The sequence below is a fragment of the Nocardia sp. PLKS1-43 genome (assembly GCF_059510335.1).
Genome location: NZ_JCAJZQ010000002.1, coordinates 303914 through 319096 on the forward strand (window position 1 = coordinate 303914; position 15183 = coordinate 319096).

The window sequence follows — 15183 nt, forward strand, 5'->3', positions numbered from 1 at the left end:
GGCTGCCGGTCTTCTCTGCCTGCGGGCGCCTGCACCCGGCTGCTCGGTGGTGATCACGGCAGCACCGCCCGGTCGGCGAGTTCGATTGCGAGATCGACGAGTTCGTAGATACGCAGGCCCGGCTTCCACAGCGATCCGTCAACCACCACGGTGACGGTGTGCGCCTCCCTGCGGACCTGCTTGATGTGCGCCTCGAGTTCCACGGTGCCGTCGGTGGGCAGGAACTGCCCCCGGTAGCGCCAGGAGAACTCGATATCGCACGGGATGCGGAACACCGGATCGGTCATTCCCGCCGCGTATCCCGCGTCGAGCATCCACTCCTGCACCGCGTGGATCACCGATTCCACTCCGAGCGAGCCGGGAATCACCGGATCGAGGTGGAAGTGCCGCTCGAAATACCAATCGGTGCCGTCGATCTCACGCAGCGAGTGCAGGTAGCCCGCCTCGTACTTGCCGCCGCCGTCGACCACCTCGACGCGGTCGATCAGGGCCAGGGTCCGGCGCGCACACAGCGGTGCGGCCGGGTCGGCCCGGCGAGCGGCCACATCGATCACCCTGGCCGGGGCCTGCGGATGCTCGGCCCGCCAGCTCGGCACCGAACGACCTGCGTCCAGGCCGGTCTGATTGGCCAGTGCCTCGTCGCTGAAGTAGCCGAACATGGTCTCGCCGGTGTAGAACGGCTCCCCCTCGACGGACAGGGTGTAGTCGAACGTCTGCAACGAGGAGCCCGGCAGCAGCGTGGTCGAGAGCAGCCGCGATGATTGCCGAATCGTTTTGTCCCGCAGATCGATTCGCCGCAGCACTCGCGCGCTGCCGCCGAGGTTGCGCAGACTAAGCGTGGTATCCGGCTCGCTCAGCGTCGGCCCGGCGTAGTACCCCATCAGCAGCGCCGCCTGCAACGAGGTCTCCATGTAGACGAAGTGCGGCATGGATTCGTTGGCGGTGTCGCCGTAGTACCAGGAATCGGCGGGCGAGTCGTATTCGCTCGTGTAGGAGGCGCCGTCGAGAACGCCACGCGCGCCGTCGAAGTCGAGCACCCGGTCCACCAGCAGCAGCCCGCCGGTCGGCAACCGAGTCGCGCGAACCCCGGTGTACCGCGCGAATTCGGGCCCCATCGCGATGGCCTGATCACCTCGCGACAGGTGCACCATGTGAAATTCGTTGAGCAGCAATCCGGATACCGCCGCGCCCGGCCCGACTCCGGCACCGGCGGGTTCGGTCGCGGTGATCCTCACCGTCGATGCCCCGGCCGTGGTGTGCGCCACCGCGTCCAGGTGCGGGCGCGGAATCAGATCAATCTCACCGACCACCAACTCGATTCGGCCCGTGCCGGTGCCGGCGGCGCCGTCCACCGTCGCGGCCAGGGCGCAGCCGGACAAGCACAGGTGCATACCGGTGAAGATCGCGAACAGTTCGGCGGCCTGTACCGCCGCCGCGCGCACATCACCCTCGAATTCGGCCGCTACCCGGCCCTTTCCGTTTCCACCGCGCAGTTCCAATATCTCGACCCGGGTCAAGACCAGCGGTTGCCCGGCGGCAAGGCGTACCGCCGATACCACGCCCGCGCGCCGGTAGGCCGGGCCGAACACCTCGGTGACCTCACCGCGGGTCAGCTGTTCCAGCGCAGCACGATCGAGCGTGGTGCGCGCGGACCGGGCAAGCGGTTTGAACACATCCTCCGCCGCGACAGCCGTCGGCGTTACCGCCGCGACCTGCCCGGCCGCTACCGCCCCGGTAGATACGTGCGCTCCCGCTCCGGCCGGAACCGTTGCGGCGGTCGATAACCCGCCTGCGCGGGCCCGCTCCCACAGCGCGCGTTGCACCGCGAGCTGCGCCGCCAACGCGGCCCGATGGGCGTTCACCACCCCGGCACGAACTTCCGGCAGTACGTTCCGCGCGGCGAACCCTGTTGCGGCCGAAGGCTTCTCGGTCGCGGCCAACTGGGTTGCGACGGGCACAACCGGTGCACCTCCCACGGGCGCGGCCGGCGCCCGACCGCCGGGCTCGGCCACTTCGCCACCGGCGCGCGATACACCGGTCGGGTCGAAGGCGATACCGTCGAACTCCAGGACTGTCATTGCTGCCACCGCCTCACCGAGGTCCGGAACTTCTCTGTCAGATCCGGGGTCGTCACCACGGTGACGCCCGAGAACCGTTGCAACACTGTGCCGTTCAGGTCGGTCGCGGTCGCGTCGATGCTGACCTCGAACGAACCGCCGCGCGGATTGCCGACCATCACCAGGAACGGCTCCCCCGCCGGCAGCGGCCGGTAGTACTCCGCGCGCCCGATCCCCAACGGCAGGCAGGCCGCGTCCAGCAACCGGTGTCCCAGCACCGGCGGGCACTGCAGGATCAGGTCCGCGAGGGCCGGATCGTGCAATCGTCCGCCGTAAGCGCCCGCGCCGATTCGCGTTGCGGGCAGGACACATTCGAAGACCATCGCGGTATCGGAGGCGTCGCGCACCCGCCGCAACCCCTGCAGGGCCGGGCCGTGGAACTGCACCCCGTCCTGGTAGATCCACGCCGCACTGGCCCCGGGACCGCTCGGTACCGTCACTCGCGGTGGGACGTCCGCTGTGCTGGTGCACACCAGGGTGGCCCGGTAGTGCGTGGTGCGTCCACCCACCATGCGCACCTCCACCGTGACCGAATCGGCGGCGGTCTCGGCGGGATCCACGACGATGTCGACCTCGTCCACCGGACGATCGAAGACGATGCCCTTGACCACCTCGAAATCGTGCACAGCGGTCACAATCAGCCCGGGCAGCCGCCGTTCGGTGACATTGATCAACGCACCGAGCGCGAAGGTCGCGGGCAGTACGACGTGCTCGCCGATCCGGTGCGCCGCGATCACCGGCTCCTCGGTGAGCCCGGCGAAGCTGCGCCGCACCCGTGCGGGTACGGGCGCGGGCGCCGCGCTCGACAACGCGACCGCCTCGCCGACCAGCACCACGGTGTCGGCGCGGCGCGCCGAGGTGAACTGCTCGGCGAAGGCCGCGGCCCCGGTTTCCGGCGCCAGCAACGGAATTCCGCGCTCGCGGAAGTGCCGGCGCAATTCGGGGGTGACCATCCCGCCGTCCCAGGCGCCCCAGTCGATCGCGACACAGCGGCAGTCCGGATGCCGGGTGCGCCAGCTGGTCGCGAACCGGCACAGCGCTTCGTTGGCCGCCGCGTAATCGGACTGCCCGGCATTGCCGAACAATCCGGCGACCGAGGTGAACAGGACCAGATGCCGTGGCTGCTCCACCACCGACAGTGCCGCGGCCAGCCCCGCGAGCTTCGGTCGCAGCACCCGGGTCACCGATTCCGCGGTCTTGTCCGCGATCATCGAATCGGCCAGCACTCCCGCGCCGTGCACGATCCCGGTCAGCGTGTCCCGCCACGGTTCGACCGCCGCGCGGACCGCCCCGGCATCGGTGACATCGGCCGCGGCGTACACCGCGCGGTCGCCGAGTTCGGCCAGGGTGGAACGGATCTCACGCACCGCGCGGACCTCGGCGCAGCTCCGGTCGATCTCGCGCGGGGTCACGCGGGTACCGGCAAGGGCCCGCACCGCGGCCGTCTTCAGGTCCGAATCCGGCACGCCCACAGCCCATTCCGGTTCCGGCGCGAGTTCGGTGCGGCCCAGCAGTACGAACCGGGCCGCACTGCGCCGGGCCAGTTCCAGCACACACAGTGCGGTTACACCGCGCGCGCCACCGGTGACCAGCAGGACATCGTCGGCCGACAGCGTCGTCGGGTCCGGATCACGGTCCGGATCCACCCACGTCACCGTTGACGCGGATGCGTGCCTGCTGGGCACCGGCGCGCGGCGCACCCCCGCCGCGTCGATGCCGATCTCGGCGGTGTCGGTGGCGGCGTCGAACAATTCGGTCGCCACCCGGGCCGCGGCGCCGGCCGCGTCCACCGCCGGATCGATATCCAGTGCCCGGCAGAAGAGCCCGGGCTCCTCGGCCGCGACCGTCTTGACGATGCCGCCGATTCCGCCGAGCAGCACGGACACCGGATCCCGGTCGCCGCGATAACCCAGCTCCCCGTCGAGCCGGGTCACGGTGAGGAAGGCCGCCCGTTGGGTGGCCTGCCGCAGCTCCGGCACCGCACGACCGGCGGCCAGGATGGTTTCGGTCAGGATATCCTGCGCCGCTTGCCATTCCGTGGCAGTTCCGATGACCGCGAGGACCGCGTCGACCGGATCGTCGGCCAGCGTGGCGGGATCGGTGGTGTGCCGTGCGGTCCAGCCGAGTCCCCGCAGGGCGGTGGTGAGCGCGGCGCAGTCGGCCTCGGTGTCGCCGCCGATCCCGAGCACCACCGCGAAGGCATCGGCGGGATAGGGGTCGACAAGCGCGTCCACCGGTGCGACGGTGATCAGCTCGACGGCATGCCGCGGCGCACCGGCCGCGGCCTCAGCTTTTGGGTCCGCATCACCACCGGTGGCGTCCGCGAGCCGGGCGGCGATGAGGTCCAGGGTGCGTAATGTCCCGAGCTGTTCGGGGCCGAGGGCAGGCAGATCCGGATACCGCTCCTGCAACGCACCGATCACCTGCACCCGCTTGATCGAATCCACCCCGAGATCCGCCTCGAGATCCATCGCCGGATCCACCATCTCGACCGGATACCCGGTCTTCTCCGCGACCAGTTCCCTGAGTGCGGAACGCAATTCGTCCGCGGAGGCACCGGAGGCCGGGCCGGAAACAGAGGCCGCGGGTGTGGACCCGGCCGGCGCGGTGAGCGCGTCGGCCACCTGGTTCAAAGTTCGCAGGGTGCCCAGTTGCTCGGGCCCGAGGCTCGGCAGCTGCGCAAACCGCTCCTGCAACGCACCGATCACCTGCACCCGCTTGATCGAATCGACTCCGAGATCCGCCTCGAGATCCATCGCCGGGTCCACCATCTCGACCGGATAGCCCGTCTTGTCCGCGACGACTTCCTGCAGCGCGCGACGTAGCTCGTCTGCGGTCGCACCATTCTCGGCCGCCGCTGCCGCGGCGGGAGCCGAAGCCGCGGTACCGGCCAGCAGTGTCGCCACCTGATCCAGCGTGCGCAGCGTGCCCAACTGCTCGGGCCCGAGGCTCGGCAGCTGCGGAAACCGCTCCTGCAACGCACCGATCACCTGCACCCGCTTGATCGAATCCACCCCGAGATCCGCCTCGAGATCCATTGCCGGATCCACCATCTCGACCGGATAACCCGTCTTGTCGGCGACCACTTCCTGGAGCGCACGACGCAGGGCCGCGGCATCGACCGCTGACTCGGCGGCCGGGGCACCGTTCGACACGGCATTGCTCGAATCTGCGTTGACGGACGCGATGCCGTTGGTGGCCGGAACCGTCGGAGCCACTGCCGTGCGGACCGGCTCCGGCGCGTACGCGGCCGCGGCCGAAATATTCTGCCGCGAAGTCTGTTCCGCGGGCGAGGCAGCGGCCAGGGCGCGCGGTGCGGCCTGCGGCGCCGGGACCGCGGCGGTCCGGTGCGCCGGCACGATGTCCGCCCCGCTCTCCAGCCCGGCCAGCTGGGCGAGTACTGCACTGGCGTGAGAATGACTGTCGCTGATGGCGATTCCGTGTTCTTTCACCGCCTCGATGGCCCGGACGGTGCCCTCATCCAAACCACCGTGCCCGAGCGCACCGGCGAGGCTGCGCGCCAGATCCAGCTGGCCGTCGAGGTATTGGCGGTGGATGTCCAAATGCTGTACCAGCGCGGAATCCAGGGCGGTGTAGTCCGGAACGGCGGCGGCCCCGGCGTCGCGGTAGGACGGTTGGGATGACACGAAATTCTCCGGTAGGTCGGCCGAGCGGACCGGGGACGGCTCGGCGGCGGGGACGATATCGGTGTGCGGCGCACCATTATTCGAGGAGGGCACCGGTGGTGTGACCACCGGCGACGACGCGGCGGCAGTGACCAGGTACCCGTCGGCGAGAGCCGCCGCGTGGGCGGCCCGACGAGTTTCGGGAACATATTCCGGCGCCGACAGGGTCACGGTCATGCCCCGTGGCGGCGCGGTCGCGGGCGCCGGTGCGGCATAGCGATTGATCCCGCGAATATCGAAGCCCAGCACCGCGAGTCGCACGGCCGCCCGTTTCAGGGTCAGGTCGCCGTCGCCGATCGGGCCGGAGTCGGCGGCGATCGCGATCACCTCGTCGCCGAAGGTGCGCCGGACCAGTGAGGTGAGGATCTGCTTGGGGCCGAATTCGACGAAGACATTGCATCCGGCCGCGCGCATCGCGCTCAACGCGGCCGCGAATTCCACCGGCTTGCTGAGCTGCCCGGTCAGGGTGGCCCGATTCGTCTCGGGATCGTCGCCGTATCCGGCGTCCGGCGAGTTCGCGTAAACCGGGACCGCGGGCGCGCCGATGGTCACCTCGGCCACCGCCGCCGCGAAGCGATCCACCGCGTGCGCCACGTACGGAGTGTGGAAGGCGCCGGAGACCGGCAGGTCCCGGGTGGCGATCCCGCGCTCCGCGGCGCGCGCGGCCACCTCGGCGATTCCGGCCGCACCACCGCCGACGACCACCTGATCGGGTGCGTTGTGGTTGCAGATCCAGACGTCGCCGACCCCGCCGATCAACTCGGCCACCACCTCGCGGGAGGCGCCGACCGCGGTCATGGTGCCCGCGTCCTCCCCCTCGGGCACCACCATGGCCGCACCCCGCGCCCGGGCCAGGGCGAAGTAGTCGTCGGTGGACACCGCGCCGGAGGCCCACAGCGCGGTGAGTTCACCGAAGCTGTGCCCCAGCAGCCCGTCCGGCCGGAAGCCGAATTCGTTCAGCACCCGGAACTGTCCGACCGCCAGCGCACCGATCGCGGGCTGCGCGAAATCGGTGCGCCGCAACAGCGTTTCCTGCTCGGCCTGTTCGTCCTCGTCGAAGGCCGGAGCCGGGAACACCACGCTCGCCAACCGCCGCGGCGCATCGGCGAAGACCGCGTTGGCCGCGTCGAAGGCCGCGCCGACGGGCGGATTATTCAGTGCCGCAGTCGATCCCATGTCGACGTACTGGCTGCCCTGGCCGGCGAACAGCGCACCCGCCGTGCGCTGCGGCAGCGCCGCGGCACGGAAGTGGATACCCTCCGGATGATCCCAGGCCGCGACGTCGGGATTGCGCAGCAGCTCCTCGACCGCCAGGTCCCGCAGATGCTCGGCGTGCTCGTCGTCGACGGCGACGAATCCGACGCGGGCATGCTGCTCCGGAATGTCGCCCCCGTCACCGGATTCGTCGGCGCGCAACGACTCCGCCAGGCTCGCCACATCCGGCGCATGCCACAGGTGCGCGCGCGGCACCCGGTGCAGCACCAGTTGCCCGGACCGGTCGGCGTCGGCCTCCTCGAGCACGACGTGAAAGTTGGTGCCGCCGAATCCCATCGCGGAGGCGGCGGCACGGCGCACCGGGCGGCGCGGATCGCGGATCCACGGCCGGGTGCGGGTGTTGACGTAGAACGGCGCTGTGCCCCAGTCGAAGTCGGTATTGGGCGCGGCCACATTGATGGTGCCGGGCAATACCTTCTGATGCAGTGCCAGGGCCAGCTTCATCACACTCGCGGTACCGGCCGCGCCCTTGGTGTGACCGATCTGCGATTTGACGCTGCCCAGCGCCACGAACCGGGATTCCTCGCTCGATTCGGTCAGCAGCCCGTTCAGCGCGGTCAGCTCGGTGCGGTCGCCGACCGCGGTGCCGGTGGCGTGGGCCTCGATGAGTTCCACGTCGGCGGGCGAACATTCGGCGTCGCGATAGGCGCGGTCCAGCGCGGCCCGCTGTCCCTCGGCGCGCGGCGCGTAGATGCTCTTGGAGCGCCCGTCGCTGGAGGAGCCCAGCCCGCGGATCACCGCGTAGATCCGGTTCCCGTCGCGGCGCGCGTCTTCCAGCCTGCGCAGCGCCAGCATGGTGATGCCCTCGCCGAGCAGGGTGCCGTTGGCCTCGTTGGAGAACGGGCTGATCCGCCCGGTCGGCGACAGCGCGCCGACCTTGCTGAAGCACATGTAGATGAAGATGGTGTTCTCGGTGTCGACGCCGCCGGTGATCATCATGTCGGCGCGGCGGTCCTGCAATTCCGCGATCGCGGTGCGGATCGCGGCCAGCGAGGCGGCACAGGCCGCATCGACCGTGCAGTTCATCCCGCCCAGGCCGAGCCGGTTGGCGACCCGGCCCGCGACCACATTGGCCAGCAGGCCGGGGAAGGAGTTCTCCTCCCACGGTGCGAAAGCCGTGACGAACCGGTTTGCGATCGCGGCGGCATCCTGCTCACTCAGGCCCACCGATCGCGCCGCCTCCAGGAGCACCGGCGTCGAGAGCCGGGCCGCCAGCGGATGCATCAGCGGCACCGGACCGGTCGTGCCCAGCACGACTCCCGTGTTCGCCGCGTCGTACCAGTCCGATCCGACCGCCCCCGCATCGATCAGCAGGTCCCGGGCCACACCGAGACTCAGGGTCTGCATGGTGCTGGTGACCTCGAGCTGATTCGGCGGCAGGCCGAACTCCAGCGGATCGAAATCAACATCGGGCAGGAAGGCGCCGCGCCGGGAATAGGTCTTGTCCGGCGCCGCCGGATCGGCGTCGTAGTAGTCGTCGAGCTTCCACCGCGACGGCGGAACCTCCTCGATGCAATCGACGCCGTCGACGATGTTCTGCCAGAACTGAACATGGTTGTGGGCTCTGGGCAAGAGCCCCGACATCCCGACGATCGCGATCGGGTCGCGCGCCAGGCGTCTGTCGTCCGTCACAGGGAATCCTCTCGAACCTGGTGGACCGCGTCAGGCGGCCACTGTGGTGGCGGTGGTCGACGAGATCGCTTCGGCGGCCGCGGCCGCGAACACGCGATGTCCGAGCGAGCTGGGGTGCAGCCCGTCGTCGGTCCACATCTCCGGGCGCGCCCACTCCGGGCGGGCCGCGATATCGATCAGCAGGGTGCCGGTCCGTGCGGTCACCTCGGCGAGCGTGGAGTTGGCGTAGGCGAACCGCTCACGCAGCAGCTCCCGGAATTTGTCCGGAACCGGCAGCCGCGCCGGGATATCCGGATAGGTGGCGGTGAAAACCGTTGCACTGCCCTGGTTCAGCGTGCCGAACACGGTGGCGAGGTTGTCCGCGAACCGATTCGGGTCGTAGTCGCTGACCAGATCGTTCACGCCGACCACCACGCCGTACACCGCCGACCGCGCCGAGACCGCCGCGGGCAGCTGCCGCGCCACCGTGCTCGTCGTGGTGGCACCGTGGGTGCCCAGATTGCGCACGGCCCCGCCCCGCAGGCCGAGCTGGCTGCCCAGCCGGGGCACCCAGCCGCGGAACGTGCCGTCCGGCCGCACATCTCCGCGCCCCTCGACGAAACTGTCACCGATGGCGGTGAACGCCACTCCGCTCATGCCGGCACCCCCGCGTCGCGGGTCAGGTAGCGGCGCTCCGACGGGAAGCCGACCGTTTCGTACAGCTCGGCCAGCTCGGCTTCGCCGAAGAACTTGTCCGGCGGATACAGGCCCGCGATCAGACCGAAGAACTTCTTGGAGTAGTCCGGGCTCAGACTCGTCGCGCGGAACACCGAGTCGTAGTACGGAGTGAGCGACAGTTCCGAAATGCTCTGCGTCAGTTCGTAAGTGCTGGCGCTCTGGGCGTCGCGCTCGCGCTGGTACTCGGCCAGGGTCTGCTCGAACGGCCGCACCCCGGACAGGCTCTCGTCCACCAGGTCCGACAGCAGCTGGGCGTACTTGAACGCGTCGGTGATTCCCCAGCCGGTGAACGGGTCCTTGTGGTAGCCGGCGTCGCCGACCAGCGCCCAGCCCGGGCCGAAGGAACGGCGGCGGTAGTTGTCCGGGTACAGCATCGGCCGGAACGGCTCCACCCGCTTACCGGTAGCCCGCAGCCGCGCACCGATTTCCGGGTCCACCTGGTCCACGATCTCCTGGACGCCGGCATCGGGGTCGGCGCGGAATTCCCGGAACCGGTCGCGCTTGCGCATCACCGCCACCAGAGCCAGGCCGTCGTGGGTGGGCCAGGAGGCGAACTGCTGCTCACCGAATCCGGTGCGGTGCTGCATACCCCAGTCGACGCCCTCGTAGTAGGAGTAGAACACGAAGCACGCCGCCGGCGAGCCCTCGTAGACCTGCGCGCCGACCTGCTTGGCGACCGTGGAGTTGGCGCCGTCGGCACCGATCACCAGCTTCGCCTCGAACTTCTGCTCCGGGCCGTCACCGGCCCGCCCGCGCAGGCCCGTGACCCGGTCACCGTCGAATTCCAGTGCGGTGACGGTGAATCCCTCGATCACCTCGGCTCCGGCGCCGCGCGCGGCATCCACCAGCAACTTGTCCAGCACGGTGCGCCGCGGGCAGTACACGGCGTCGATGCCGTCCGCCGACGGATCGGCCATCCCGTTGATCACGATGTCGGTATAGGTGAAGTTCAGGTTCCGCACGGGCGGGCAGCCGGTGGCCACCAGCCGGTCCAGCAGTCCCCACGACTTCAGCAGGCTCAGGCCGGCCTGGTGGATGTAGTGGGTGGAGACGGTGTCGCTCGGGAAGGTGGCGCGGTCCACGGCGAGCACGCGGTAACCCTTACGCGCCAGCAACATGGCCAGCGGGGCCCCCGCGACGCGAGATCCGACCACGATGACGTCGTACATGTGCCCATCACTTTCGCTAGAGGAATTCCGGTTTCGAGTCTGTTCGCGATATCGGCCGAGAACTACCGTCGGCCAATGCAATTCATCGGCCGATCGGTCTCGGCTATCGCGACGGATGAATTGGCGAACGGTTAGCGGCAGGTTCACTCACGCGCAACATAGAGCTGCCGGATATCGTCGGCGTACGCCTCGGCGATGGCGGCGCGACGCAGTTTCAGCGACGAGGTCAGCATTCCGTTCGCAATCGTGAAATCACCCGGCACGATCCGGAATGCGCGAATCGATTCCGCCCGGGAGACGAGTTCGTTGGCCTCGTCCACTGCCGCCTGCACCGCGTCGGCCGGATCGCCGTCCGGATGTTCGGCACGCCACTGTTCGGCCCGCTCGGCATCCAGGGTGACCAGCGCGGTGACATAGGCCCGGCCGTCGCCCAGCACGATGCAGTTGCTGACCAGCGGGTGCAGCCGCACCCGATCCTCGAGCGGGGTCGGGGCGACGTTCTTACCGCCCGAGGTGACCAGAATCTCCTTCTTGCGCCCGGTGATTCGCAGATGGCCGTCGTCGAGTTCGCCGATGTCACCGGTGTGCAGCCAGCCGTCGGCGTCGACGGGGCGCTGCTCGCTCGCCGCACCCCAGTACCCGGGCGTCACGTGCGGACCGCGGACCAGGACCTCGCCGTCCTCGGCGGCGATGCCGACCGCCGTGCCGGGAATGGGACGGCCCACGGTGCCCAGCCGGTTGGTCTCCGGCGCGTTGACGGTCACCGCGGTGGCCGCCTCGGTGAGGCCGTAGCAGTTGAGGATCACCACTCCCACACCGGCGTAGAAGCCCGCGGTCGAATCGTCGAGTGACGCACCGCCGGAAATCACGTACCGCAACCGTCCGCCCAGCGCCGAGGCCACCGGTTCCACGGGCAGCGCCGGATCACCCCGCCGCAGCAGATCCAGTCCGCGCGTGACCGCCTCGCGTTCCGCGCCCTCGGCGAGCAGCGCGCGGCAGTGCTTGCGAATCTTCTCCAGCCCGTAGGGAATCAGCGGCAGGAAGGTCGGCCGCAGCCGGGCCAGGGCCGGAACCAGATCCGGAATCCCCGGCAGCAGATAGCTTTCGGTGCCGCCGAACAGGCACGCGAACAGCATGGTCTGGCCGAAGACGTGCGAGAGCGGCAAGGCCAGCACGGTCGTGCCGTCGAACAGCGCCCCGGTCTGGCGAACGGTATTGGCCGCGGAGGTGTACATGTTGCGGTGAGTGATCATGCAGCCCTTGGACAATCCCGTGGTGCCGCTGGTGTACACGATCATCGCCAGGTCCTCGGCCCGCACATCGGCGATCGGCGCGTCCGGAACGCTATCGGCACCCTTCTCGGCCCAGCCGGATATCTCCGAGAAGGTATGGACCGCGCCCGCACCGGCGGCTCGCAGCCGGACCGCGTCGTCCTCGGTCTCGGCGGCGAAACACGTACTGCCGCTGTCGGTCAGGATGTGCTCGATCTGGCTGGGCGAGGAGGTCGGATAGACCGGTACCACGACCCCGCCCAACGCCAGCACCGCGCAGTCCAGCAGAACCCATTCCATACTCGTGCGGCCCAGGACCGCCACCCGATCCCCTTGCCGCACACCATGTTCGGCCAGCGCCGCGGCGACCGCCCGAACCCTGCTGTCGACCTCCGCACGGGTCAGCACCGTCCCGTCCGGGTGGCCGAGCGAGAGCCGGTGCGGATCCTGCCGGGCGCCGCCGGAGACAATCGAGTACAAACTCTCGGAATCCGCCGGCTGGATTCCGTTCTCGGTGACCGATATCTCGATGCCTGAGACTGTATTCACGCCTTGGAATTCTTCTCCGCGACAACATATTCGGTCCCGGTCGCGGTCGCATTCCTAACGCGCGAATGTCACGGCCTATCGAAGTGGTCAGGCCGAAATGGGCGAGGCAGTATCGATCTCCGATTCCTCCGGAAAATCCACGCAGTCCAGAAACAGCGAAACCGCCGGATTCGTCTCCTCCGCATTCCACACGGCGTACAGATCGAGAGTAGGTACGGGATCGACCAGTTTCACCGCTACCGAGGTGCTGCCCGGCACCACCATGCCCATGGAGATCGCGCGCGGCAGCGAGGCGAACCCGACGAGCGGGCGCACCGCCACCATATGCGCGGTCGCCCCCGGATCGTCGGCCATCTGGGCCACGGTCAGCGAGATGCCGTTGTCGGCCGCGGCCCGCAGGATGGAGTCGTACATCGCCGGGCATTGATCCCGTGCGAACAGCACGCACTGCTGGCTCGCCAGCTCGGCGAACCGGACCCCGGGACGCTCGGCCCAGCGATGCCGCCGGCCCACCACCGCGACCAGCGGCACCCGGTGCAGCAACCGCCGGTACCGGAACTCGGCGGTGCCGGGGTGCCCGTACACCAGCGCGATATCCAGTGAGCCGTCCGTGAGTCCGGCCAGCTGCGGCCCGGTTCGCTTCTCCCACAACGAGACAACGATGTCGGGGTGGTCGGTTGTCATGCGGGCCAGCGCCTCCGGCAGCACGTGACGGCTGGCCGGCAGGTTGTAACCGATGTTGAGGGTGCCGGCCCGCCCCGCGGCGGTCGCCCGCGCCGAATGCGCGGCCCGCTCCAGCTGGGCGACGATCTGGCGGGCCTGGCCCTCGAATTCCACTCCGGCAGCGGTCAACCGGACATCGTGCGAGTTGCGTGCGACCAGTTGCACGCCGAGTGATTTCTCCAGCTTCTGGAGCTGCGCACTCAAACTGGGCTGAGTGAGGTGAAGGCGCTGCGCTGCGCGGCCGAAGTGCAACTCCTCGGCGATGGCGATGAACGAAACGAGATGTCGGATCTCCACAGCCGACTCCTTCCGTGTACCCAGCACGGTAGCCCGAGCAGGTAACTGAAAATGAATCAGACTGTCACGACAGGCAGCGTCTGCGTTGCAAACCCGTGAACCACGGTGAGATCGCCCCGGCGGCGCAGCAGCGGCCGGGCCGGCACGGCCCTTAATAGAACCACAGATCACTTGCGGCCGCGAACCGAGCGATCGGCCTGCGCCCGTGCGGCGCGGTCGACTCCGTGCCGCACCGAACCATAACCCGGTCCGCGCCGGATGACGTCGCTGCGGTCACGCACAGCGTCGCGAGTCCCACGATGCCATCGACGCGGCCCGCGCAGTCCCGGTCACATCGACGCGATCAGGCGATCCACGCGCTCGTCCACCGAACGGAACGGATCCTTGCACAGCACGGTGCGCTGGGCCTGGTCGTTCAGCTTCAGGTGCACCCAATCGACGGTGAAGTCGCGGCCTGCCTCCTGGGCGGCGGTGATGAAATCGCCGCGCAGCTTGGCGCGGGTGGTCTGCGGCGGGGTCGTGACGGCCGCGTCGACCGCCTCGTCCTCGGTGACCCGCTTGGCCAGGCCCTTGCGCTGCAGCAGATCGAAGACCCCCCGACCGCGCTTGATGTCGTGATACGCCAGATCCAGCTGGGCGATCTTGGGGTCGGACAGGTCCATGTTGTACCGGTCCTGATAGCGCTGGAACAGCTTGCGCTTGATCACCCAGTCGATCTCGGTGTCGACCTTCGCGAAATCCTGCGCCTCGACCGCGTCGAGGGTGCGACCCCACAGGTCCACCACCGCGTCCACCTGCGGATCCCGTTCGCGGTTGCGCAGATGTTCCACGGCGCGGGCGTAGTACTCGCGCTGGATGTCCAGGGCGCTGGCCTGCCGCCCGCCTGCCAGGCGCACCTGACGTCGCCCGGTCAGGTCGTGCGACACCTCACGGATCGCCCTGATCGGATTGTCCAGGGCGAAGTCCCGGAACGAAACGCCCGCCTCGATCATCTCGAGCACCAGCGAGGCGGTGCCCACCTTGAGCATCGTGGTGGTCTCGGACATGTTCGAATCGCCGACGATCACGTGCAGGCGCCGGTACTTCTCGGCGTCGGCGTGCGGCTCGTCGCGGGTGTTGATGATCGGCCGTGAACGCGTGGTCGCCGAGGAGACGCCCTCCCAGATGTGCTCGGCACGCTGGGACAGGCAGAACGTCGCCGCCTTGGGCGTCTGCAGGATCTTGCCCGCGCCGCAGATGAGCTGGCGCGTCACCAGGAACGGCAGCAGCACGTCGGAGATGCGGGAGAATTCACCGGCACGCACGACCAGGAAGTTCTCGTGACAGCCGTAGGAGTTGCCCGCGGAGTCGGTGTTGTTCTTGAACAGGTAGATATCGCCGCCGATACCCTCCTCCGCCAAGCGCTGCTCGGCATCGATCAGCAACTCCTCGAGCACTCGCTCACCCGCACGGTCGTGGGTGACCAATTGCACCAGGCTGTCGCATTCGGCCGTCGCGTACTCCGGATGGGATCCGACATCGAGGTAGAGCCGGGCACCGTTCCGGAGAAATACGTTCGAGCTACGGCCCCAGGAAACCACCCGGCGGAACAGATACCGGGCCACCTCGTCAGGGCTCAACCGACGGTGGCCGTGGAACGTACACGTCACCCCGAACTCGGTCTCGATCCCCATGATTCGTCGCTGCACACCATCGACAGTACAACCAACGCAACCCCGAAAGTGGCTGTGCGAGCAAGTGGTTGCAT

Annotated in this window: 7 protein-coding genes; all 7 read right to left on the reverse strand. The window is 68.9% G+C overall.

What is annotated here, in order from left to right:
* Window positions 1-53: 53 nt before the first annotated feature.
* Window positions 54-1958, reverse strand: coding sequence for a hotdog family protein (locus tag AC5WS7_RS09350; RefSeq protein WP_495954016.1), 1905 nt, complete (start codon window positions 1956-1958; stop codon window positions 54-56).
* Between the two features lie 116 nt (window positions 1959-2074).
* Complete coding sequence (locus AC5WS7_RS09355; RefSeq protein WP_495954017.1) at window positions 2075-8710, reverse strand: SDR family NAD(P)-dependent oxidoreductase; 6636 nt, start codon at window positions 8708-8710, stop codon at window positions 2075-2077.
* A 30-nt stretch (window positions 8711-8740) separates the two neighbouring features.
* The gene (locus AC5WS7_RS09360; RefSeq protein ID WP_495954018.1) at window positions 8741-9346 is read right to left on the reverse strand and encodes an SGNH/GDSL hydrolase family protein; all 606 of its coding nucleotides are present in this window, start codon (window positions 9344-9346) and stop codon (window positions 8741-8743) included.
* On the reverse strand, window positions 9343-10596 hold the full coding sequence (locus AC5WS7_RS09365) for an NAD(P)/FAD-dependent oxidoreductase (RefSeq protein ID WP_495954019.1): 1254 nt from the start codon (window positions 10594-10596) through the stop codon (window positions 9343-9345). The genes AC5WS7_RS09360 and AC5WS7_RS09365 overlap by 4 nt, the downstream gene beginning before the upstream one ends.
* Window positions 10597-10739: 143 nt before the next feature.
* Window positions 10740-12416: an AMP-dependent synthetase/ligase gene (locus AC5WS7_RS09370; protein WP_495954020.1), complete on the reverse strand. Its 1677-nt coding sequence runs from the start codon at window positions 12414-12416 to the stop codon at window positions 10740-10742.
* An 87-nt stretch (window positions 12417-12503) separates the two neighbouring features.
* Window positions 12504-13436 carry a LysR family transcriptional regulator gene (locus AC5WS7_RS09375; protein ID WP_495954021.1) on the reverse strand — a complete coding sequence of 311 codons (933 nt, stop codon included), beginning with the start codon at window positions 13434-13436 and terminating at the stop codon, window positions 12504-12506.
* A gap of 329 nt (window positions 13437-13765) precedes the next feature.
* Window positions 13766-15124, reverse strand: a complete 1359-nt coding sequence (gene pafA / locus AC5WS7_RS09380; protein ID WP_495954022.1) for a Pup--protein ligase — start codon at window positions 15122-15124, stop codon at window positions 13766-13768.
* Window positions 15125-15183: the final 59 nt, after the last annotated feature.